Raw genomic sequence first — 22,946 nt, 5'->3', positions numbered from 1 at the left:
TCAGTTACGTTTAACGTAACCAGCCAAAAGGAAAATGAAATGGCCTACAGTGATAAAGTGCTTGACCATTATGAAAATCCACGAAATGTGGGAAACTTAGATAAAGATGCCAAAAATGTCGGTACCGGTATGGTCGGTGCCCCAGCGTGTGGAGATGTGATGCGCCTGCAAATCCAAGTGGGTGATAACGGTATCATTGAAGATGCGCGCTTTAAAACCTATGGTTGTGGTTCAGCCATTGCCTCAAGCTCATTGGTGACAGAGTGGCTTAAAGGCAAAACCCTGGATGAAGCTAGCGCAATTAAAAACAAAGATATCGCAGAGGAGCTGGCATTGCCACCGGTTAAAGTGCACTGCTCAGTGCTGGCAGAAGACGCCATTAAAGCAGCGATTGAAGATTATAAATCCAAATCTGAAGCTTGATTGATTTCACGATTGTCACAGTCTTATTGATTCATCCTCAATAAGACTTTGGCTCAGTTACTTAAAGTGAGTCGCTTAAAGATTGAAATTAGTAGATGGGGTAGTAAAGTGATTGAATTATCAAACGATGCAGCTGAACATGTACGCGATTTTTTACAAAACCGTGGTCATGGCGAAGGTATCCGCGTAGGTATCCGAACCGCAGGTTGTTCTGGCTTAGCGTATGTGCTGGAATTTGTCGATGAGCCAGACCCTAACGACCAACGTTTTGAAAGCAACGGGGTTAGTGTATTTGTCGATCCAAAAAGCTTGGTTTATCTTAATGGTTTGAAAATGGATTTTGTCAAAGAAGGTCTCAATGAAGGCTTTAAATTTAGTAATCCAAACCAAAAAGGTGAGTGTGGCTGTGGTGAATCTTTCACCGTTTAGTTTTTAATATTTTTTTGTCAGTATATTGATGGCTCGGTAGGGGAAATTGAAAATGGTTAATTATTTTGAGTTGATGAATGTACCCCAACACTATCAAATTGATATAGCCAAGCTTCAGCAGACCCTTCGCCAGCTTCAATCTAAGTTCCATCCTGATACTAATCTTGATGCGTCTGTAGCTGAGCAAAACCTTTTGCTATCTGCTAATACCGATGGTTTTTTGCGTGAATCAATCGCCAAATTATCCTCACTAAAGCCTGAGCAAGCGTCTGCTATTATTAATGAAGCTTATAATACGCTTAAAAACCCCGATTCGCGCGCGACACATTTATTGGCACTCAAAGGCATTTCACAATCTATTAATCAGCCGATTCGTGATTTGGACTTTTTAGACGATGCCATGTCATTTCGCATCGATTTAGACGATGCCGATAGCCAAAGTATTACCTTGCTTAGCAAAAAACTTACCGAATGGCTAAGTAATTATCAGCTTGCTTTTGACGAAGTTTATCAAAAAATTGATAACTCAGATGCAGCTGAGGCCAATGATGATGCCTTAACCAAGCAAGCGATAGATATCATTCAAAAACTACAGTTTTTGGTTAAACTGCAAGCAGATGTGGCAAAAACCACCGATGAATTAGCCAAGCAAAATTTTGATAATGATGACGATTTGTATGTGTAATTCATTATTAAAGAGTAAGTCGTCCTAGCATTGGTTAAGTTTTATTTGGTTTATCATATTTTTAATTTATAATACCATCCGTTTTGACTTTCTATAAAGATACAAACTAAGCTAAAGATATAAACTAAGCTGGTTTTATTTTCAAATTATTTTTTCTATTTTTTAATTGGTCCAATTTATGTCGTTATTACAAATCGCTGAACCCAATCAAAGTGCCAAGCCCCATGCGCATCGTTTTGCTTTAGGAATTGATTTAGGAACCACGCGCTCACTGGTAGCGGTAGTGCGTTCAGGTGAGCCACAAGTGATTGGCGATAAAGTTAGTGAGTGTCAATCTAACGCCAATGACAATGACGACAGTCAAAGTGCTAATCAGGTAAAAGGTATCGATTGCCAAAAGCTTTTGCCCTCGGTGGTGTATTTTGGCTTAGATAACAATGGCAATCCAGAAACTTTGGTAGGTAGTCATGCTGAAGCAATGGCAGAACAAGCACCCAATCATACTGTACGCTCGGTCAAACGGTTTATGGGTCGAAGCATCAAGGATATTAAGTTTAATCATCCTTACGAATTAGTCGGTGATGTCGATGTCATGCCAAGTATCCAAACCCCACAAGGTGCGAAAAACCCTGTTGAAGTATCAAGTATCCTGTTAAAACATCTGTATGATCGGGCAAAATTGGCGTTACCTGACAATAGTATTGTGGGCGCGGTGATTACGGTGCCGGCTTATTTTGATGAAGCACAGCGCCAAGCGACTAAGGATGCGGCTAAATTGGCAGGCATTCATGTGATTCGCTTATTAAACGAGCCGACGGCTGCTGCGATGGCGTATGGGCTGAACCAAGCACAAGACGAAGCTTATCATCTCATTTATGATTTGGGCGGGGGCACGTTTGACGTATCAGTGTTAAAGCTCAATCACGGTGTGTATGAAGTGCTGGCAACGGGCGGTAATAGCGCACTGGGCGGCGATGATATTGACCGTTTGATTGCTAATTGGCTGATTCAACAAACAGGCTTGAATCCATCAAACATTGATAACCATCAAAAACAGCTGCTAAACGTACAGGCTCGCACGCTTAAAGAGCAGTTGTCAAAAGCAGACCAAGTGACTGCCGAGCTTTCAATCAGCGGTCAAAATTTTGATATTGTGTTAACTCAAAGCAATCTTCGTCAAATCATCCAGCCTGTGACTGACCGTACATTAGCGGTTTGTGCGCAAGTACTACGTGATGCTGGACTTGAAACGTCCCAGCTTAATGAAGTGGTATTGGTAGGTGGTTCGACACGAATGCCATTGATTCAGCAAATCGTGGCAGAAACGTTTAATCAGCCGCCACTGTCACGCATCAATCCAGATGAAGTCGTCGCATTAGGCGCAGCCAAATATGCCGACCAATTAATCGGACAACAGCAAAATACGGTGTTACTGCTTGATGTCACGCCTTTATCCTTGGGGCTTGAGACCATGGGCGGTCTCACTGAAGTGATTATTCCGCGTAACACGCCCATTCCTGTGACGCGTAAACAGGTATTCACAACCTATCAAGATAACCAAAATGGTATGATTATCCATGTGGTACAAGGTGAACGCGATACGGTGGCTGACAATCGCTCGTTAGGGCAGTTTAAACTGACTGACATTCCAGCGATGAAAGCAGGGTTGGCGCGTATCGAAGTCACTTTTCAAATTGATGCCAATGGTCAGTTAACAGTCGGGGCTAAAGAGTTGACAACGGGCAAAGCAAGCCAAATTCAAGTCAAGCCGTCTTACGGGTTGTCAGAAGATGAGCAGGAAAAACTGCTCAAAGCAGGCTTTGATTTTGCCATGCAAGATCGACTGCAGCGCAGCTTGATTGAAAGTCAGGTAGAAGCAAAACGAGAATTATTGGCGCTAGCATCTGCGCTTGAAGAATTTGGCTTTTTGTTAAGCGATGCGCAGAAAAATACGCTGCAAACCTCGATGGCTGATGTTCAACAGGCGATTGATGCTGCTGAACAAGCCCAGTTAGAAACAGCGAGCGCGCAGCTAAAAGTTCATAGTGATGATTTTGCTGCACTTATCATGAACCAAGCGGTCAATGAAACCATGAAAGGCACTTCAACCGCGGATTGGTCAAATTAATTTTGAATACATAAGACTATTAATTGTTAAGAGATTGCTATGCCAAAAATTACTGTATTACCGCATCACCAAATTTGCCCTACTGGCGCAGAGATTGAACTCAATGAAGGCGATAATCTATGCCGTGGTTTGCTAGAAAAAGGCGTGAAAATTGAGCATGCTTGTGATATGTCAAAAGCTTGTACTACTTGCCATGTTATCGTGCGAAAAGGGTTTAATAGTTTAGAGGAAATGGATGATATCGAAGCTGATTTGCTAGATCGTGCTTGGGGTCTAGAGCCAGATTCAAGATTGTCTTGCCAAGTCATCATCGAAGATCAAGATTTGACGATTGAAATTCCAAAATATACCATCAATCACGCCTCTGAAAATCATTAATACCAACCAATAAAAAAAGGCTTACTAATCATGGTTAGTAAGCCTTTTTTTTATAGCGCTACGTATCGCTAAACACTCGTTATTGCTAGAGCAAAGCGCTGACTCATTCAGCAGCGCATATGTATTCACAGCATATTATGGCGCAGCAGTCTGCGGTTTAACCGTAACCTCAGTGATGGATTTTAAGTAGGCTAAATAATCCTCAAACTGGGACTGACCGATATTTTCGCGCACGATTTGGGCAGTTTGTTGTTTGACTTCGGGTGTGATTTGCGCGTTGTCATTGCTAATAACCCCACCAACAATCAAACTTGCACCCGATACAGTAGGCCGCGTCATGACCGCTAGTTGATTGTTAACAGCAGGTTGACTAAATGCCACACCACGCTCGTCATCGGTCAGTTTGCTGTCTTGACGAGTCACAATCCCCAAATCTTGGAATGGGGCACCCGCCGCCGCAATTGAATTGGCTTGTTTGACTTTGGCAGCGATGGCATTGGCCTCTGCCAATGCTAAACTTTTTGCTTTCTCTTCAATAAGTTTGGCTTTAATAACCGGCTCGGCTTCTGCTTGTGTCATGAGTTTGCTAGTGCGGTGATTGGTTGATTGTAACCATACCACTTTATCAGAGACATCTATGCCGACTGATACACTGCCTTCTTGCAGCGCCAGTGGCTCAAATGCTGCCGCTACAATAGCAGGTTGACTCAGTGCAGACGAGTTATTGGTTTTAGGATAATTTTTAATCGATTTGGCGGTTAATTTATAGCGATTGGCAAGCTCGGTGATAGTAGCACCAGCAACTGCGTCATTATTGATTTTACCAATCAAATCTTGATAGGCGGCTTCACGTTTTTGCGCCATAATTTGTTCGGTTAAGACAGGCGTCAAGCTTTCAATGGTTGGTGGGGTTTGACCATTGATTTTTACCAATTTGAATAAATGATAGCCATAGTTGGTTTTGATGGGGCTCGTGACTTGACCGACTTTTAGGGTCTTGATTTGGGTCATGATGGTGTCATAATCATTGGGGAACATCGATTGGGTAATCGGACCGATATTGCCGCCATCGTTTTTACTGCCTTCATCTTGCGAGTACTGTTTGGCAAGCGCCGCAAAATCCGCTTGATTGGCATCAAGTTTACTTTTTAATGAGGTTAAGGTGGCTTGTGCTTGACTGCCACTCATCAAAATCATGGCTAATTCGTATTCGGTCTGGTTGTTGCTATTTTTCAAATAGCTTTGATACTGTTGCTGCAATTCCTGCGCCGTTGGGGCAGCAACAGGCAGGGCATTTTTATTGAGTTCTAAATAAGTTAAATCCACCATGTCACTAGATTTAAGTGTCGCTTGGTTTTTTTGATAGTAACTTGCAATCTCTTGCGGTGTCACTTGCACCTGCGGCGCAAAGCTGTGCCAGTCCAAACGTAGCACTTGCACAGGGCGCGACTCAGACTGCATTGACATAAGTTTATCAATACTCCCTTGCGCAAAAATCCCTGTATTAATAATACCGCGGCTAAAGGCAGTCACTAACAAGTCTTGACGGACCGAATCAAATAACTGCTCTTTGGTCATGCCGCGACTGGTTAAATAGCTAGCAAACAACTCATTAGAAAATTTTCCGCTGGCATCTTGAAAGGTTTTTTCTGCCATCAACATTTGGGTGATGGTGGCATCTGACACAGTAAAACCAAGCTGGTTGGCTTGGTTGATAATCAAATAACGGTCAATCAAATTGTGCAGCATCTGCTCACGTAATTTATCGCTATTAAGTAGGCTTGCATCGCCATTCACTTGCTCAAGCAACGTTTCGCGACGATTGTTAATCATGGTTTGCAAGGTAGCATTATCGATATTTAACTCTGCAACTTTGGCGACAGCATTGGGGTCATCTCCGCTACGGACAATCGACTCAAATCCTGTGATGGCTAAAGGAAGTAAAAAAAGAACGAGCAAGGCTTTGCCCATCCAACCTTTCAAAAAATTGCGTAAAGATTCCATATTGCTCACTTGCAGTTTAGATGGATTTATTAAGGATAACTAATCAGGCTAAATAATCAAATCAAACACGATATTATAGGGGAACTGTCCACCAAAATCATTATCTTTCATCAAGTTGGGTAGACAGTTTTAAGATATAGCAAAATAGTAAAAAGGCACACTGTTAACAATTTATAAATTTTTAGATAGCGCTTTATAAATTTTTCGATAGCTCGGAAATAATAGCATCAAGGATTTTGAGTCTCGCGGTATATTTATCATCGGTAGCAATCACATACCAAGGGCGTTTTTTATGGTGAGTCAAATGAATCATGTCGGAAGCGGCTTGCACGTACTCATGCCATTTGGCGCGGTTACGCCAATCGTCATCGGTAATTTTAAACTGCTTATTGGGCGTCTCTTCACGCGCCTTAAAGCGTTTAAGTTCTTCTTCTTCACTGATAGCGAGCCAAAACTTGACCACAATGGCATTGCTCTGTACCAAGTCGTTTTCAAAGCGATTGATTTCGCCATAAGCACGTTGCCAGTCTGCCTCTTTTGCAAAGCCTTCAATACGCTCAACGAGTACCCGACCATACCAACTACGGTCAAAAATGGTCACTCGGCTATTATGCAGGCGTTGTTTAAGTAAGGCGACGCATTTATTGCGTTTGAATTTTTGCGATAAATACACTATATCCACATCTGCCATTTCATCATGGGGCAGGCGCGTCCAAAAACGCCACAGATAGGCGTGTTTTAATTCATCTTCGGTTGGTGCAGAGATAGCGTGGATGGTAAATTCACGCGGGTCGAGTGGGGCAATGATGCGGCGTATCGCACCGCCTTTGCCTGCCGCATCCATACCTTCAAAGACAAAGATGATATGGCGCTGACCTCGCTCACGAATCAGTTCAGCGAGTATATGTTGTTTGCTATGTAGTTGTTTTTTATAGTCTGCTTTTGCTAATGCTTGGGATTGGACGCTAACCAACTCATTAATCAGAGGGGTGGGTTTAAAAGGCAGCGGGTTGGGTTTAACAGGATTTTCGTCCGTTTTAAGGTGAACCGATTTATCAGTTTTTGCTCGGTTGTCTTGGTCATCATCGGCTGCAGCTAGTTGGTTCATGGTTTGCAGCGCTGCTAATACAACATTCGCAAATTGGATGTTTGAGGCATCAATATCCTGTCCATCTATGTGGTGCCAGCTTGATTGTAACCCCATCAGTCTGCTGCTAAAGCGTTTGAAACGTTTCACGTCTTTTTTTCGAAACCAATCTAAATGGTACAACTGCTCAGGGTCAGGCTCTTCATCGGTCAAGCGTTTTTTTAGCGTTTTATTATCGACCCAAAACAAGCACTTGACGATATCGGTGTTGTTATTGACCAAATCTTGTTCAAACGCCTCAATGTCTTCAATCATTTGCTGTAAGCGCTGTTCATCTATATCATCGCCACAGTCAAACACATAACGAATCAAGTCAGCGTACCAGTTGCCAAAATACACCGCAATCTCACCCTTTCTAGGCAGTTGCCATGTGTGACGTTGCCAAATAGGTTGGTAGCGGCTAGGATGCTGTCCCATGGTGGCGTGAACCTTGATATAGCGTGCGTCCATCCATTCGGTTAGCGCTTTGACCGCTTCGCCTTTGCCTGAATTTTCCATACCATTCACCAAGATTAGTAGCCCGCGCGAGTTTTTGCCAGCCCGTTGCTCGCGTAGGGTGGTTTGCGCGGTAATCAGGTCAAAACTTAATTGGTCTTCAAGCGTTAAAGATGAGGTGTTTTTTTCAAGTTTGGTTACTTTATCGGTGGGTTTAGAAGCGGCTATATCGTTGTTTTTGGAATTGCTGGTGCTGTGTATTGCCATGTGTCCTGCTTAGGGGAATACCCGAAATGATAGGGATGAAGTTTTTATTTTTCTAAAAGATAGCAGTTAAAGCACAGTTGAACAATTTACGATTTGTATTTTTGCTGGATTTACATTAAGGTAATGCGGCACAGAACTTCATTTTACTGTGGGTTTATACAATGGATAAACTGCAGTTTCTCTGTTTTGAATTTAAAAATTTTGCAAAAAAATCGAGGCCCTATGAGCAGCTTAAGCCAATTAGAACAAGATTTAAAACAATTCCGCGCCCTTCCATACCACAGCGATACCCAGTTAGCGCAAAAACTGAGGGAAGTACAAGCCTGGCAACGCGGTCGTATTCATAAAACCCACCAAGCTTTATTTGCCAGCGCCAACAACCATGCGATGGGGGAATTTTTAATTGACCAACTATATGGGGGCGAAAAATTCAACGTGCTCGCTGAACAGCTAGAGCGCATGGTGCAAAAGGCTGAAAAACTAGAAAAATTTATCCCTGCCAATGCCGTGAGCACAGGGGCAGCCGGTATCATCGAAGCGATTAACGCCATTAAGCTTGATCTGCAGCTTGCTCAGTATTTACAAGAAAATCATTTATCCGTGGATGAGCCATCCATGATTAAAGCCTATCGGTCCGTGAATGCAGAGTCGGCAAGACGCCAGCAGATGGCTGACCTCAAGCAAATGTGCTATCGCACGGATAAATATCTTAAATCATTTATCTTACAAAAAGCATTTTCACTCGCCAAAGGCACAGCGTACAAAAAAGGCTTTCAGCCGTTATATGACTTTATCGCTGAAGGTTTTGCTGCCATCAAACCGATTAAAAGTATTGGCGCCTTTATTGAGCCATTTTGTGAAAAAGAGTTGCAAATCATTACCAATGTGCATGCTGGCAAAGAACATCCTTTTGATGTTTAGTGATAAAATAGAAAAAAAAATTGTAGTACCTTTGCGCTTTTAACTTTGCCAATTTTTGATTGGCGATGACCTCACTAGGAAACCACATGAACGACAATAACCATAATTCAATCCAAGACAGCTTGGTAAAAGACAGCATCCAAGCCAATGACAAACTCAATAGCCAAGTACAACAGTCACTGACAGCTGACACCACTATCAACCGTCAATTTACTGGCACAGCTGATTTGCCAGAATCCGTGCCGCAAGGTCAGCAGCTCACTCGCCCTGCATCCGCTACCCCAAATGACGCTATCCCCAATGAGTCGTCAGCGCAATCAACTAGCAGTTTTGATAAATCAGCTATCTACAATCCGCATACCGAAGCCACTGATGGTAATGAAGAAACCCATTTTGGCTACAAAACCGTCAAAAAAGCTGAAAAACAACAAAAAGTAGCAGAAGTGTTTACCTCTGTTGCCAAAAAATACGACATCATGAATGATTTAATGTCACTCGGTATTCATCGTCTGTGGAAACGCTATGCCATCAGCCTAACGGGCGTGCGTGCAGGTCAACGGGTGCTAGATATCGCAGGCGGCACAGGTGACTTGGCAAAAGCCTTTAGTAAAGAGGTGGGTCGCACAGGTCATGTGGTATTGTCCGATATCAATGAAGCGATGCTAGAGGTCGGTCGTGAGCGTCTGCTCAATGCAGGCTGTAGTAACGTCGACTTTGTACTAGCCAATGCTGAGACGCTGGCGCCATTTGATGATGAAAGTTTTGATTTGGTGACAATTAGCTTTGGGCTACGCAACGTCACCGACAAAGACGCGGCACTGCGCTCAATGTATCGGGTGCTCAAAAAAGGTGGTCGCTTGCTGATTTTGGAATTTTCAAAACCGGTGTTTGAGCCATTTGGTAAAGTCTATGATTTGTATTCGTTTACCGCATTGCCACTCATGGGTAAATTGGTGGCGAATGATAGCGAAAGCTATCAGTATTTGGCAGAGTCTATCCGTATGCACCCAGACCAACGCACCCTAAAAGGCATGATGGAAGACGCAGGCTTTGTCAATTGTGACTATAACAACCTAACAGGCGGTATCGTGGCGGTGCATCGTGGGTTTAAAAAGTAACTGATGGCGAAAAATATAATAGCTCACTGAAATTTATATACTAAAAGAGAATCAGATGTTTACTGTATTACTACTCGCAGGGATTGAAAAAGTGGTTAATTTAGCGATTGCCACTGACCCCATCACCCAAGCAGGGCTACAACCGTTATCGGGTAAAGTTTTGCGCCTAGTGATGGCAGAGCCCGCCATTGAATTTGATACGATTTTTAATGATGACCATATCCGCTTTGAACCTGTGACGGTTGATGTTTTTGAACCTAAAGGTAGCAATGTGGTAAGCAAACCTGATTGTGTTGTCAAAGTGGACAACCCTGTGCATTTGCTCAATTTGATGGGCGAGCCACAAGGCAATCTGCCGATTGAGGGCGATTATAAAGTGCTGATGCAAGTCAAACAATTAGTCGCTGGGTTTGACCCTGATATCATTGGTAAACTGCAACCTCTGATTGGTCTACCGATGGCAAGTCAATTGTCTAATCTATTAGCCAACCTAAAAGGCACAATCGCTGTACCTGCCAAAGAGATGTTTGCCGATATTGCCAATATCAGAGAGTGGAAAAACGGTGCAGATACTGATAACAATGTAAGGCATGAGTTAAAACAACAGCTACTAAAACTGCGGGCGGATATTGAACGTGAACAAGCCAGACTCGATGCCATCAAGCAACAGCAAGCGGCTTTATTGCAAAAGTAAATTTATTGCAAAAGTTGCTTTTGCACAATCAAAATGACGGGTTAAATCCCCGTCTTTTTTTTAACCATTAAAAAATTGCTTATATCATGCTAGAATTCCCACCATTGATAAGCTTTCTAACGAGTTGCCAACGTGTTACTAAATCATCGCAAACGTCTTTTACAACTGTGGCGCATTGCCGCTCATTATCGTGTTGATACGCATCTGCCTATTGAAGAGACGCCGCAGCTTGAGCCCATTGCCAAGCTTATCCGTATGCACCCTGCCAGCTATTTTCAAAAACCGCATCCAGACGGGGTTAGGCTGGCGCTTGAAGAGATGGGCACGCTGTTTTTAAAATTAGGGCAGCTGCTTTCCACCCGTCGTGATTTGGTCACCCCTGAGATTATTGAGCAGTTGGTGCATCTGCAAGACAGGGTAAAACCCTTTAGTGTCGATACGGTTATCGAGCAAATTGAACAATCGACAAAAAAAGGCGGTTTGGGGCAACCTATCAATCAGCTATTTGCTAGATTTGATGGCACACCGTTAGCGGCGGCATCCATCGCCCAAGTACACACCGCACGCCTGCATGATGGGCGTGAAGTGGTGGTTAAAGTCGTTCGCCCAACCATCCGTGAACAGATTATTGAGGATTTTGAATTATTGCGAGATTTGTCAGGGTGGGCGTCAGCACGGATTGAAGCGGCGCGTGCCGTACATATTATCGATATTGTTGAAGATTATCGGCAAGTCTTGCTCAATGAGCTTGATTTAACCCTTGAAGCTGCCAATACCACCCAAATGCGCAACAACTTTTTGGGTTCATCGATGATGTATGTGCCTGAAGTGTATCAAGCGAGCAAAAACATCATGATTATGGAGCGCATTGTTGGGGTGCCGATTTCGCAAACCCAAGTATTTGATGCGCTTGGATATGATAGGGCGGCACTTGCGGCAAAAGGATTAACGATTTTTTTCACCCAAGTATTTAGGGATAATTTCTTCCATGCCGATATGCACCCAGGCAATGTGTTTGTTGAAACGCTGCCCGCCGATACCCCAAATCCCAATCCCCGTTACATCGCTCTTGATTGCTCAATCGTGGGCGAGCTGTCTAAAGCTGACCAAATGATTGTAGCAAGGCTTTTATTATCGGTGATGAACAATAACTTTACCGGTCTAGTGGATATCATTGCGCGGGCAGGCTGGATTCCACCCAATACCGATAAATACGCACTCATGCGCGATATGCGCCGCACCGTGTCACCGATGATTAGTAAGCCAATCAATGACATTGATTTTGCAGGCGTGCTAATGTCGGTGCTTGATATTGCGCGTCGTTATCATTTGGATATACCGCCGCAATTAATGCTACTGCTTAAAACGCTAGTGCATGTGGAAGGTTTAGGAAGGGATTTATACCCTGAGCTTGATATCTGGTCGCTCGCCAAACCGATTTTGACAGGCTGGGTGAAGCAGCAATTTGACCCGATGCAAAAAATTGGCGAGCTACGCAAGCAATTACCTGAACTGTTACTGAGTCTCAATGACATGCCACAATTGCTGGATAACAGTTTGCAAAGTCTGGCAAATCTGGGTGGCCACCAAGATCAGCAGCTGCGTGAAATACAGCAAATTCGCTCAGATATGCTCAAAAGTCGTCAGCAGGATTGGCTTGCGGTGCTTGGGTTTGTGGGTGCGTTGTTTATCGCGCAAATGATTGCCAGTCATGCCGTCTGGCAAATCAGTAGCTGGCTTGCACCAATTTTTTATGTGATGGCCGTGCTGTTTGTATTGTGGCGGTTATTAAATTAGCGAGTTAAGCATGCTTCATATAATGATCGGCTAGCAGTTTAACAATCGTAGGGATAAAGGGTTTTGCCAAATCATGTCCCATATCCTTTATCAAATGAAACTCACTGTGCGCAATCGCTTTGGCAATCGCTCGACCATGCGCCGATGGCACCAGCCCATCTTTTTCCCCATGAATGATAATGGTTGGCTGTTTGATTTTTTGGTCGAATTTAACAATAGAGCCAGTGGCTAATATCGCTTGCAGCTGCTGAAGCGCGCCACGTGGGTGATAACTACGTTCAAACCGCAAACGAATGAGCCGTTCTACTTCCTCTTCATCCACATGTTTGGGTGAGCCGATACGCTGCATACACCACACGCCGTATGCGACCACGTCATCAATTTGGGTGGTTTTGGGATGTGACAGTAGGGTTTGCAGCTGCTTTGGCTTGGTGGGTGGTAAAAATGGCTTGTTGTTACTGGTAAACATGAGACCCAGTGTCGACACGCGTTTTGGGTATTTGGCAGCCAAAATTTGCGCAATCATCCCGCCCATAGATGCCCCCACCACATACACATTTTTTAGCTCAAGCTTATCAAGCAAGCGGCGGGTATCTTCGACCATGTCAAATAAGTTATACGCCACAGGAAAATGACGGTTCGTCAAACCCACTTGCATACGCAGCATCATTTTGACATTGTTGATGGGAAAACGGGGGAAGGGTCGGGCGATTTTTGAGGATAGCCCGATATCGCGATTGTCAAAACGAATCACAAAAAAGCCTGCGTCAATCAAGCCTTTGACAAAACTATCTGGCCAAAACACCAACTGCGAGCCTAAGCCCATAATCAGTAGCAAGGGCGGATGATCAGGATTGCCACCAACTTCAACACACAGTTGTAATTCATCACCGATATCAATTATGGCACTTTGCATAAAGTCCGTAATCACTGAGGGTTCAAAATTAAATTTGGCTAAATCCATAATTTATTCCAAAAATATCAATCTGCTAGTAGGTTGTTGAATGAACTTGCCGCATTAGATGACTCGTTGCACGAGCGTGGCAACTAATATAGTTACTAAGACAGCCAATCCGCCACTTGCTTGGTTAACGTTAAGCGCTGTTTTGCTGCTTCTTTACCGGCTAATACAAATCCTAAAATGCTATTAGAGTCATCTTTTGGGTGGGCGGTCATGACCATTCCATCAGTGGTTTGGGTCGTTTGCCAATACAGTTGATCATCACTGTACTGCCCCGATACAGGTAATACCACCAAAGGTAAACTAGGTGTTTTGATAGCCACTGGCATGGCAGGATACGCCACTTTAGTCGGTGCCATGTGGGGTTCAGCCAGGGTTTTTGCCAACGCTTTGGCTTGGTTCATCAATGGCATGACATAGGGCATATAGCTGCCCATCACGTTGGCACAATCGCCAATGGCATAAATATGCTTGGCTGATGTGGCTAGGTACGCATCGACCTTGATGCCTTGCTGCACGGTTCTTGGCAAATGGGTTATTGTAGGATTGATGTGCTGTGACGATGCTATGGCAATGTTCGCTGATGCAGCAAGCTCAGTATTAGCCACCAAACCAATCGCTATCAAAACAATATCCGCTTCAAAAGTTTGTGATTGCTTATCCCTGTCAAATGAGATGGTCACAGTTGCATTATCGCTTGTATTAATATTTGTAGTAATATTTTTATTAAGGTTTGTCGTGATACTGGTGATATCAGTGCCTAAATAAAATGTCACCCCTGACTGAGTCAAAGCGTCTTGTAGCATGATACCCGCTTCGCTAGGGAGTTGCTGAGCCAGTGGGCGTGCCGCTTTATCAAACACTGCCACTGTGATGTCAGCGGTCGGGTTAGCTGGATTTTGACCAATCAAATCATTGGCAAATTCACAACCAATCAACCCTGCACCAATAATCGCTACCTTAATGGGCGCTGATTTTTGAGATTTTAGGGTGTTTAGACGCTGCTGAAAGCTTTTATATTCATCTAAATGATTGACGGCAAAAATGGTTTGATGATTGACCGCTAGATTGGGTAACAGTCTAGAATGCGCGCCTGTCGCCAATACCAAATCTCGATAAGCAAGCGTTGTTTGAGACGCTTCATTGACTAACGAGCGAACCACAATGACTTGTTCATCGGTATTAATATCAGTGACTTGATGAAAATTTAAAAGGGTCAGGTTTAACGTTTCCGCCATTTTTGCCGCGCTCGCATTGGCGATGCTATCAGCAAGTTTGTTTTGCGCATAGGCATTTGACAAGGTTGGCTTAGCATAGCTATCACCACTGTCTTGACACACCATGACGATAGGTAAGCTAGTCGTTAGCTTTCTGAGCTCACGCGCTAGCGTATAGCCCGCCATGCCTGAGCCAATAATGATTACAGGTTGTGGTTGTGTATTTGACAGTTGCGCAATAGGCGCATCATTTGAACTGATACTGTCTAAGCTTATACTATTGTCACTGGCACTATCGACACTCGCACTATCGACATTGTTAGTTGATTGCATGATAAAACCCTATTTATTTATTATAGTTCAATCATTTCAAAGTCCACTTTGCTAACCCCACATTCAGGGCAAGTCCAATCTTCGGGAATATCTTCCCAGCGTGTGCCCGGAAGGATGCCTTCTTCTGGGCAACCCAGTGCCTCATCATACACCCAACCACACACGATACATTGATATTTTTTCATTGATAACTTTCCCTATATTAGTGGTAACTTTTGCTATTGAAGATAAGGATAAAAATTGCAATTACAATGCCGAGCAGTATGTTAACCATGCAAAACTTACGCAATCACCTAAAAATTTAACTTGCGATAGTTTACAAGTATGCACTGAAACAAGCAAGCCAATGACAGGCAACATTCAACCCCATATCGCAAATCTTTAAACCAGTTCGCCCAAGCCTAGCCTATTCATCATGGTTAAAGTAAATACTTTACGCCATCCATAATGCTGATTGGTTCAGCCTGAAAAAATTGCTAGAATGAGGCACGCTTTAGCAATTTTTACTTAATTTTTTACTTAACCCTTATTTTTTCTGAATTTGGTCAATCCTATGCAATCGACTATCTCCCCTGATTCACCACACCCATTTTGGCAAATCATCAGAGTGGTACCTGATTTTCCCAAACAAGGCATTGCGTTTTATGATATCACGCCATTATTGCGCGCTCACATCAATGCGGTAATCGATGCGTTACTGGCAGCGATACCACAGCCAGTGTTTGATGCAGTCGATTGCTTTGGCGCCATTGAAGCGCGGGGGTTTATTTTTGCTAGTCTGTTGGCGGGTCGAACAGGCAAAGGCATGGTATTGGTACGCAAAGAAGGCAAGCTGCCACCGCCTGTGGCGAATAAAAGCTATGCGCTAGAGTATGGTAGTGATACTTTAGAGATGCAGGCGGGACTTGCGCCCGCGAATGTGTTGTTGGTGGACGATATATTGGCGACAGGCGGTACTTTGAGCGCTGCGGTGGAACTTTGTGAATCCGCAGGACATCAAGTATTAGGCGCACTTGTACTGCTTGATTTGGTGAATTTGCATCAACCGCTTGCTATACCACTTTATACCGTGTTGCAAGCTAAAGGCTAGTGGGATGGCATGGGGCTAATCATGATTAAAGGATATGATTAGCCGCTAATGAAAATTTAATGAACCAAGCTTTATCCATCAAAGTTTTAATGAATAAAGCTTTAATTAACAACGCTTAGTTAACCAAGCCTCTCAAGGTTTGCTCTAACGCTTCTCGAGCTTGGATAAAGCCTTCAATACCAGCAGATAATAACGCTTGGCTAATAGGATCAAGCGCATGTTGTTCGGTAAATTGGGTCTCATCGAGGGTTTCTTTTTTTAGGTCAACAAATTTCATGTCGGGAAATAGCTGACGCTCGACTTTGACATCCATCGTGGCAAGTTGGTCTAGCAAATCAGGCGCAATCGTTAATAAGTCACAACCTGCCAATGCCAATATTTGCTCAATACTGCGAAAACTCGCGCCCATGATTTGGGTGGTGTAGCCATGCTGTTTGAAGTAATGATAGATAGTTTTGACTGAGTTCACGCCTTTATCACGGCTGATTTCGATGCTATCGAGTCCTTCATCTTTTTTCTGCCAATCCAAAATCCGTCCGACAAATGGCGAAATCAAGGTAACATCGGCATCGGCACAGGCTTTGGCTTGGTGCAAGCCAAATAGCAGCGTCACATTACAATGAATACCTTGTTGCTCTAGCGCTTTGGCGGCTTGAATGCCTTCCCAGGTGCCAGCGATTTTGATGAGTACGCGTTTTTTATCAATCCCGGCGGCTTCATACGCTTTGATAAATTGCTGCGCTTTGACAATTGTGCCATCGGTATCATAAGACAACCTTGCGTCAACTTCAGTGGAAACACGACCATCAATCAGTTTTAAAATTTCGGTGCCGATATAAATGGTGAGCTCATCAATCACCGCATCGATATCATTGGGGTGTTTTTTTAATGTCTCAATTAAAATAGGCTGCATTTGCGGCGTTGACAATGCCTTGGTAATCAAGCTTGGGTTGGTGGTCGCATCGACTGGTTTTAAGCGGGCAATCGCTTGCAAATCCCCAGTATCTGCCACAATGGTTGTCATCATTTTTAGTTGGTTTAAGCTGCTAGTCATGTACTTTCCTAAATGTCAAATTGCTGCGTGTCACTGATAACCTATCAGGGACAAAATGGTATGGTTTCATTCAATGTTGTTTAACCTATGTCAAAAGCTATCACAAACATTGTGACAATCGCTAGTTTTTTTTCTATTTTGCAAGTATTTGTTAAGCATCAAGCAGAAAAATCCAATTTTTTTTAGGATATGCCAAAAATATTGTGTCTATATCACTATTTGTGATGAAAAAGCGCCGAGCGAAACTCGATTAACAGGCGTGATTTGTGCTAGTATTAGGCAATTTCTGGTATAAAGCCATTTGGTAACTTTATATATTTCAAGGTATATTTCAAGCTAGGCTGCCTGTGATTTACGACCCTCAATCCTATCGCGCAGGTCAGTGTTGACTGTTGAGTTGTAATTTTATGAATGAACAAACGATGAGCAATGATGAATTAATTGGACTTCGCCAAAAAATCGATGAAGTGGACGAAAAAATCCAGCGATTAATCAACGAGCGAGCAGGCTATGCGGTGCAAGTAGCCAAAGCCAAAAAGACGCAAGAGGACAATCCGATTTTTTATCGCCCAGAGCGAGAAGCACAGGTGCTAAAAAAGGTGATGGCGCGCAACGAATCTATGGGCGGGGTACTACCAGCGGATAAGATGGCGCGTTTGTTCCGTGAGATTATGTCGGTGTGTTTGGACTTAGAAGCGCCACAAAAAATTGCGTATTTGGGCCCTGCAGGTACCTTTACCCACATGGCAGCGCTGAAGCATTTTGGCAAAGCCGCCACGACAGTGCCGCTATCAACGATTGCTGATGTGTTTCGTGAAGTGGAAGCCGGCTCTGCCATGTATGGCGTCGTCCCTGTGGAAAATTCGTCAGAAGGCGTGGTCAATCATACCCTTGATGGCTTCTTATCCTCCGATCTGAAAATCATTGGTGAGGTAGAATTACCGGTGCATCATCAGTTTTTGGTGGGTGAGCATACCAAAGTGGGCGCAATTTCAAAAATTTATGCCCACAGCCAAGCACTCGCCCAATGCCGCCAATGGCTAGATACCCATTATCCTAATGTCGAGCGTGTGGCAGTCTCTAGCAATGGTGAAGCGGCGCGGCGTATCAAAAATGAGTGGCACTCAGCCGCCATTGCAGGGGAAGTGGCAGCAAGCGAATATAATTTGCACAAACTATTTGAAAACATCGAAGATACCCCGTCCAATACCACACGTTTTTTAATCATTGGCCGCGAAGCAGTAGCGCCGTCAGGTCAAGATAAAACCTCGATTTTAGTGGCAGCCAAAGATCAGGCGGGCGCGCTGATTCAAATATTGCAGCCGCTAGCAAAACATGGGGTATCGATGACCAGTATCGAAACCCGCCCAGAGCGTCCAAACAAATGGGCTTATGTGTTCTTTATTGATATGCTCGGTCATATTGACGATGCCAATATGCAAGCCGCCCTCGCTGAGATTCGCCCGCAAGTCAAAGATTTACGGGTATTAGGCGCTTATCCAAAAGCGGTGATTTAACCGTTTTTGGCAATAAAATTTTATCAGTATCAATCATCAACTAAAGGTTTTGATATGACGATCCAATCGGTCAATCACAGTATTGAGCAGTTAAAAGCTTATGAAATGGACAAATCCAATGAAGAGCTGACCCGTGAGTATGGCTTGGGTGACATCGTCAAATTGGCGAGCAATGAAAACCCAACGGGCTGCTCGCCACACGTGACCTTGGCAATCACGTCAAAACTGGGGGAATTATCGCGTTATCCCGATGGTGCAGGGCAGGGGCTTAAACAAGCGTTAGCCGATTTTTTGGGCTGCGAAACAAAACAAATTGTGCTGGGTAATGGCTCTAATGAATTACTCAATAACATTACCGCAAGCTTTGCCGATAGCGATGATGTGATTGTGTATTCTCAATACGCGTTTTCGGATTACGAGTTGGCGTCTTTGGGTATTAGTGAGCGAACCCAACAAGTCGCTGCCAAAAATTTTGCTCATGATTTGCCTGCGATGCTTGAGACGGTCAATCAAACTGCCAATTGTAAAATGGTGATTATCACCAATCCCAACAACCCCACAGGCACCGTGCTCGTCAAAGATGACCTGATTAAATTTATCAAAAAAGTGCCATCGGAGGTGTTGGTGGTGATTGATGAAGCTTACATCGAATTTGTGCCAACGCTCAGCTGTGTAGATTTGACCCAAGAGTATGACAATGTCATTGTGCTACGTAGCTTTTCCAAAGCTTATGGACTGGCAGCCCTGCGCATTGGTTATGCCGTAAGCAGCGCAAGCATTGCCGAGATTTTAAATTATACGCGTCAGTCGTTTAATACCAGTACGTTGGCGCATGCCGCCGCCACAGCAGCGATTAAAGACCAACATTTTATTAACCAATATTTGGCGTTTAACCATGAGCAAAAACAAGCCTTATATGATGGCTTGGATAGCTTAGGTGTCGTCTATGTCAAATCAGCGACCAACTTTGTGATGGTTAATGTCGGCGATGGCATGGACATCTACCAAACTTTGATTGAGCAAGGCGTGGTAGTGCGACCGATGGTTGGCTACGGTCTGCCAGCCTGGATACGCGTGAGTGTGGGTTTGCCTGAAGAAATTAACCGTTTTTTAGATACGTTGGCGCAGGTATTGAGCTGAGCCGATGTTAGAAAAAAGGTTAGAAAAAAAGTTAGAAAAAAATCGTGAAGTATTTTGGCATTTTTTAGCGTTATTTGTGGTCATTGTTTGGGGAACAACATTAGCAAGCACTAAGGTGCTGCTGGCGGATATGTCACCCATTCAGATTTTGCTGTATCGGTCGTTATTTGCCTATGGGTTATTGTTTGCCATGTCACCTAGACTGCGAACCTTTAGCAGCGTAAAAAACGAAGTGTTGTATTTTTTGTCGGGGCTGTGCGGTATCACCTTGTATTTTTTGCTAGAAAATACCGCATTGCTATATACCTATAGCAGTAATGCGGCGCTGCTAGTCACAGCATCCCCCTTGTTTACGGTGCTGATTGCCAGTTTTATCATTAAAACCCATGCCTTTAGCAAGTTGCTATTGATAGCCTGTTTGATGGCGTTGGTTGGCGTGGCATTAGTACTGGCTAATCAGCCGATGAGTTTAACCAATGGCATGCTAGGTAATATTTTAGCGATATTAAGTGGGTTGGCGTGGTCATTTTTTGGCTTTGCTAACAGTGCAATTAACGATGCGCTCAACCCGATGGTACGCATGCGTAAAGTGTTTTTGTATGGCATAATCACCGCGTCGCTGTATATGCTTGTGACAGGTGAAGGCTTTATCAACCTTCACGCGTTTACACCCATTAATCTGGCAAATTTACTGTTTTTAGGTGGTATCGCTTCTGCCTTGTGTTTTGTGTTGTGGACCAATGCCAATAAGCATTTGGGCGTGGTGAAAACCTCGCTGTATATTTATTTTATTCCGCTCATTGCGGTATTGTTGGGTGTGGTTTTATTGGGCGAAACAATCACCATCACCACTATGTTGGGTGGGATTTTGATTGCGCTCGCAGTCTTTTTAGCAAATTATAAAAAATCGGTAAGTTAAATGTTTGAAAAAGTGTGTTTTATTGGGCTAGGGCTCATCGGCGCAAGTTTGGCACAAGCCATGCGTGATAAAAAATTGGTCAAATCAATTGTGGCGGTCAGCCGTTCACAATCAACCATTGATAAAGGTATCAACTACGGACTGCTTGATGCAGGGTTTGATGATGCTGCCCTTGCGGTGCAAGGGTCAGACTTGGTGGTGATAGCCACGCCGGTAAAGGCGGTCAAAAAAATTTTTGAACAAATCAAACCCTTTATTACCGATAAAACCATCATCATGGATGTGGGCAGTACCAAAGGCAATATCATTGCAGACGCCAGCGCGGTGTTTGGTGACGATATGCCCAAAGGTTTTGTGCCCGCCCATCCGATTGCCGGCGCAGAAAAATCAGGGATTGATGCGCGTAATGCCAAACTATTTGATAACCACAAAATCATCTTAACGCCCCTCGATACCACGAGCAAACAAGCGGTTAAAAAAGTGATTGCGCTATGGGCACAGACTGGCGCAGAAGTGGTGACCATGTCAGCGGATTATCATGATAAGGTGCTCGCGCGTACCAGTCATTTACCCCACTTGCTAGCCTACAATCTAGTCGCGCAACTAGCCAAGCATAATGACAATATGGATATTTTTCGTTTCGCGGCGGGTGGTTTTCGGGATTTTACCCGTATCGCCGCCAGCGACCCAACCATGTGGCATGATATTTTTTATGCCAATAAAACCGCGCTACTCGATGCCATTGATGAATTTAGTGAGCAATTAAGTCAGTTGAAAGCAATTATTGAGAACAATGATTCTGAGCAGATGCTAGGTATATTGACCCAAGCCCAAGCTGCTCGACAACATTTTGGACATATGTTAAATAAAACGCCTTATTTGGAAAAACAAGCCATGAAGCAAACTTACGTTATCGCCCCAGCCCAACAATTTGAAGGCAGTCACACCGTTGCAGGTGACAAGTCTATTTCTCACCGTTCGATTATGTTTGGTTCGTTAGCCAAAGGCACCACCACGGTGACAGGGTTTTTGGAAGGTGAAGACGCACTCGCTACTTTGCAGGCCTTTCGTGATATGGGCGTAGTGATTGAAGGTCCCAACCAGGGCAGGGTAGTGATTCATGGGGTTGGATTACATGGGTTAAAACCCTCGCATGATCCGCTATACATGGGTAATTCAGGCACCAGTATGCGCTTGTTATCAGGTATTTTATCAGCACAAAAATTTGATTCGGTGATGACGGGCGACCCGAGTTTATCCAAGCGTCCCATGGAACGGGTCGCCAAGCCTCTGCGTGACATGGGTGCCAAAATCCAAACCACGGGCGAAAAAGGCACGCCGCCGATTAGCATCACCGGCAATCAAACTTTGACAGGTATCAGCTATGAAATGCCGATGGCATCAGCGCAGGTGAAATCCTGTTTGCTGCTAGCAGGGCTATGGGCACAAGGCACTACCACGGTGATTGAGCCAGAAGTGACGCGCGATCACACCGAGCGCATGCTGACGGCATTTGGTTATCCTGTAACAGTATCAAAAGTGCACAATGGCAATCAAATTAGTGTGACAGGGGGCGGCGAATTAACGGCATGTGATATCGCAGTGCCTGCTGATATCTCATCCGCGGCATTTTTTATGGTGGCAGGCGCCATCGCCCAACAAGGCAATGTGACCATCAAAAAAGTGGGCATCAATCCCACGCGCACCGGCGTGATTGATATCTTAAAGCTGATGGGTGCTGATTTGACATTGACCAATGAAACCACCGTCGGCGGTGAGCCAGTTGCCGATATCGTGGTGAAATCTTCAAAATTGCAAGGTATTGAGATTCCTGAGCACTTGGTGCCGCTCGCCATTGATGAATTCCCTGTGCTGTTTGTGGCAGCAAGTTGTGCCACGGGTAAAACCGTGCTACATGGCGCAGCTGAGTTACGCGTTAAAGAATCTGACCGTATTCAAGTCATGGCAGATGGGCTAAAAACCTTAGGAATTGCATGTACTGTACTCGATGATGGCATTGAAATTGAAGGTCGCGGTGATGTGGCACAGGTGTTTGGGGGCGGTGAGATTGAATGTCACCATGACCATCGCATTGCCATGAGTTTTACTGTGGCAAGTTTGCGCGCAAGTGATACGATTACCATTCATGGTACCGAAACGGTCAATACCAGCTTCCCTAACTTTGCTGAACTGGTCAATAGTGCAGGATTACAAGTTAAAGTGGTGACTGACTAAACCATACGTGAGCTAAACTTGTATCACTTTCGCAAGTCTTTACATGGATGACAT

20 protein-coding genes are annotated in these 22,946 nt (G+C 44.1%); 14 read left to right on the top strand and 6 right to left on the bottom strand.

The genetic code is table 11. The features are described from left to right. The first annotated feature begins 39 nt into the window (after positions 1-39). The 5 genes from iscU to fdx all read left to right on the top strand — a co-directional run bounded on the left by iscU (position 40) and on the right by fdx (position 4,043). Positions 40-423: a Fe-S cluster assembly scaffold IscU gene (gene iscU, locus RTN07_RS04655; protein ID WP_188875562.1), complete on the top strand. Its 384-nt coding sequence runs from the start codon at positions 40-42 to the stop codon at positions 421-423. A 108-nt stretch (positions 424-531) separates the two neighbouring features. After that, on the top strand, positions 532-852 hold the full coding sequence (iscA, locus tag RTN07_RS04650) for an iron-sulfur cluster assembly protein IscA (protein ID WP_050324431.1): 321 nt from the start codon (positions 532-534) through the stop codon (positions 850-852). A 52-nt stretch (positions 853-904) separates the two neighbouring features. After that, a complete protein-coding gene (locus RTN07_RS04645) occupies positions 905-1,537 on the top strand; it encodes a Fe-S protein assembly co-chaperone HscB (protein WP_312176180.1) in 633 nt (210 codons plus the stop codon). A gap of 178 nt (positions 1,538-1,715) precedes the next feature. Continuing rightward, entirely contained in the window at positions 1,716-3,665 is a 1,950-nt protein-coding gene (gene hscA / locus RTN07_RS04640; RefSeq protein WP_312176178.1) for a Fe-S protein assembly chaperone HscA, read from the top strand. Positions 3,666-3,704: 39 nt separating this feature from the next. Continuing rightward, complete coding sequence (fdx, locus tag RTN07_RS04635; RefSeq protein WP_036597564.1) at positions 3,705-4,043, top strand: ISC system 2Fe-2S type ferredoxin; 339 nt, start codon at positions 3,705-3,707, stop codon at positions 4,041-4,043. 135 nt (positions 4,044-4,178) lie between these two features. Here the strand turns inward: fdx and RTN07_RS04630 are convergent, their stop codons facing one another. After that, a complete protein-coding gene (locus RTN07_RS04630; protein WP_312176176.1) occupies positions 4,179-6,047 on the bottom strand; it encodes a SurA N-terminal domain-containing protein in 1,869 nt (622 codons plus the stop codon). Positions 6,048-6,240: 193 nt separating this feature from the next. Then, the gene (locus tag RTN07_RS04625; RefSeq protein ID WP_282849472.1) at positions 6,241-7,896 is read right to left on the bottom strand and encodes an ATPase; all 1,656 of its coding nucleotides are present in this window, start codon (positions 7,894-7,896) and stop codon (positions 6,241-6,243) included. Between the two features lie 222 nt (positions 7,897-8,118). Here RTN07_RS04625 and RTN07_RS04620 point away from each other — a divergent pair, with 222 nt between their 5' ends. The 4 genes from RTN07_RS04620 (at position 8,119) to RTN07_RS04605 (ending at position 12,426) form a co-directional block, all read left to right on the top strand. Then, positions 8,119-8,817, top strand: a complete 699-nt coding sequence (locus RTN07_RS04620; RefSeq protein WP_312176173.1) for a DUF8198 family protein — start codon at positions 8,119-8,121, stop codon at positions 8,815-8,817. An 86-nt stretch (positions 8,818-8,903) separates the two neighbouring features. Further along, complete coding sequence (gene ubiE, locus RTN07_RS04615; RefSeq protein WP_312176170.1) at positions 8,904-9,935, top strand: bifunctional demethylmenaquinone methyltransferase/2-methoxy-6-polyprenyl-1,4-benzoquinol methylase UbiE; 1,032 nt, start codon at positions 8,904-8,906, stop codon at positions 9,933-9,935. 55 nt (positions 9,936-9,990) lie between these two features. Next, complete coding sequence (locus RTN07_RS04610; RefSeq protein ID WP_312176167.1) at positions 9,991-10,629, top strand: ubiquinone biosynthesis accessory factor UbiJ; 639 nt, start codon at positions 9,991-9,993, stop codon at positions 10,627-10,629. Positions 10,630-10,761: 132 nt separating this feature from the next. Continuing rightward, positions 10,762-12,426 carry an ABC1 kinase family protein gene (locus RTN07_RS04605; RefSeq protein ID WP_312176166.1) on the top strand — a complete coding sequence of 555 codons (1,665 nt, stop codon included), beginning with the start codon at positions 10,762-10,764 and terminating at the stop codon, positions 12,424-12,426. A gap of 4 nt (positions 12,427-12,430) precedes the next feature. Here RTN07_RS04605 and RTN07_RS04600 read toward each other — a convergent pair whose 3' ends face one another. The 3 genes from RTN07_RS04600 to rubA all read right to left on the bottom strand — a co-directional run bounded on the left by RTN07_RS04600 (position 12,431) and on the right by rubA (position 15,122). Beyond that, positions 12,431-13,393, bottom strand: coding sequence for an alpha/beta fold hydrolase (locus RTN07_RS04600; RefSeq protein WP_409455542.1), 963 nt, complete (start codon positions 13,391-13,393; stop codon positions 12,431-12,433). A gap of 92 nt (positions 13,394-13,485) precedes the next feature. Continuing rightward, entirely contained in the window at positions 13,486-14,937 is a 1,452-nt protein-coding gene (locus tag RTN07_RS04595; RefSeq protein WP_312176160.1) for an FAD-dependent oxidoreductase, read from the bottom strand. 20 nt (positions 14,938-14,957) lie between these two features. Next, positions 14,958-15,122, bottom strand: coding sequence for a rubredoxin RubA (gene rubA, locus RTN07_RS04590; protein WP_036589380.1), 165 nt, complete (start codon positions 15,120-15,122; stop codon positions 14,958-14,960). 368 nt (positions 15,123-15,490) lie between these two features. Between rubA and RTN07_RS04585 the strand changes: the two genes are divergently transcribed. Then, a complete protein-coding gene (locus RTN07_RS04585; protein ID WP_099808028.1) occupies positions 15,491-16,027 on the top strand; it encodes an adenine phosphoribosyltransferase in 537 nt (178 codons plus the stop codon). 115 nt (positions 16,028-16,142) lie between these two features. Here the strand turns inward: RTN07_RS04585 and RTN07_RS04580 are convergent, their stop codons facing one another. Beyond that, the gene (locus tag RTN07_RS04580) at positions 16,143-17,081 is read right to left on the bottom strand and encodes a transaldolase (protein ID WP_312176155.1); all 939 of its coding nucleotides are present in this window, start codon (positions 17,079-17,081) and stop codon (positions 16,143-16,145) included. Between the two features lie 407 nt (positions 17,082-17,488). Here RTN07_RS04580 and pheA point away from each other — a divergent pair, with 407 nt between their 5' ends. From pheA to RTN07_RS04560, 4 genes are read left to right on the top strand one after another with little or no spacing between them, the layout of a single operon-like run. After that, on the top strand, positions 17,489-18,598 hold the full coding sequence (gene pheA / locus RTN07_RS04575) for a prephenate dehydratase (RefSeq protein ID WP_312176152.1): 1,110 nt from the start codon (positions 17,489-17,491) through the stop codon (positions 18,596-18,598). 54 nt (positions 18,599-18,652) lie between these two features. Then, positions 18,653-19,738, top strand: a complete 1,086-nt coding sequence (gene hisC, locus RTN07_RS04570) for a histidinol-phosphate transaminase (protein ID WP_312176149.1) — start codon at positions 18,653-18,655, stop codon at positions 19,736-19,738. 4 nt (positions 19,739-19,742) lie between these two features. After that, positions 19,743-20,657, top strand: coding sequence for a DMT family transporter (locus RTN07_RS04565; RefSeq protein ID WP_312176146.1), 915 nt, complete (start codon positions 19,743-19,745; stop codon positions 20,655-20,657). After that, a complete protein-coding gene (locus RTN07_RS04560) occupies positions 20,658-22,892 on the top strand; it encodes a bifunctional prephenate dehydrogenase/3-phosphoshikimate 1-carboxyvinyltransferase (protein WP_312176144.1) in 2,235 nt (744 codons plus the stop codon). It begins immediately after the preceding gene. The last annotated feature ends 54 nt before the right edge of the window (positions 22,893-22,946 follow it).

This window comes from Moraxella sp. CTOTU46934, assembly GCF_031979465.1.
GTDB classification, from domain to species: Bacteria; Pseudomonadota; Gammaproteobacteria; order Pseudomonadales; family Moraxellaceae; genus Faucicola; species Faucicola tetraodonis.
This window is presented reverse-complemented; position numbering and strand designations above follow the sequence as displayed.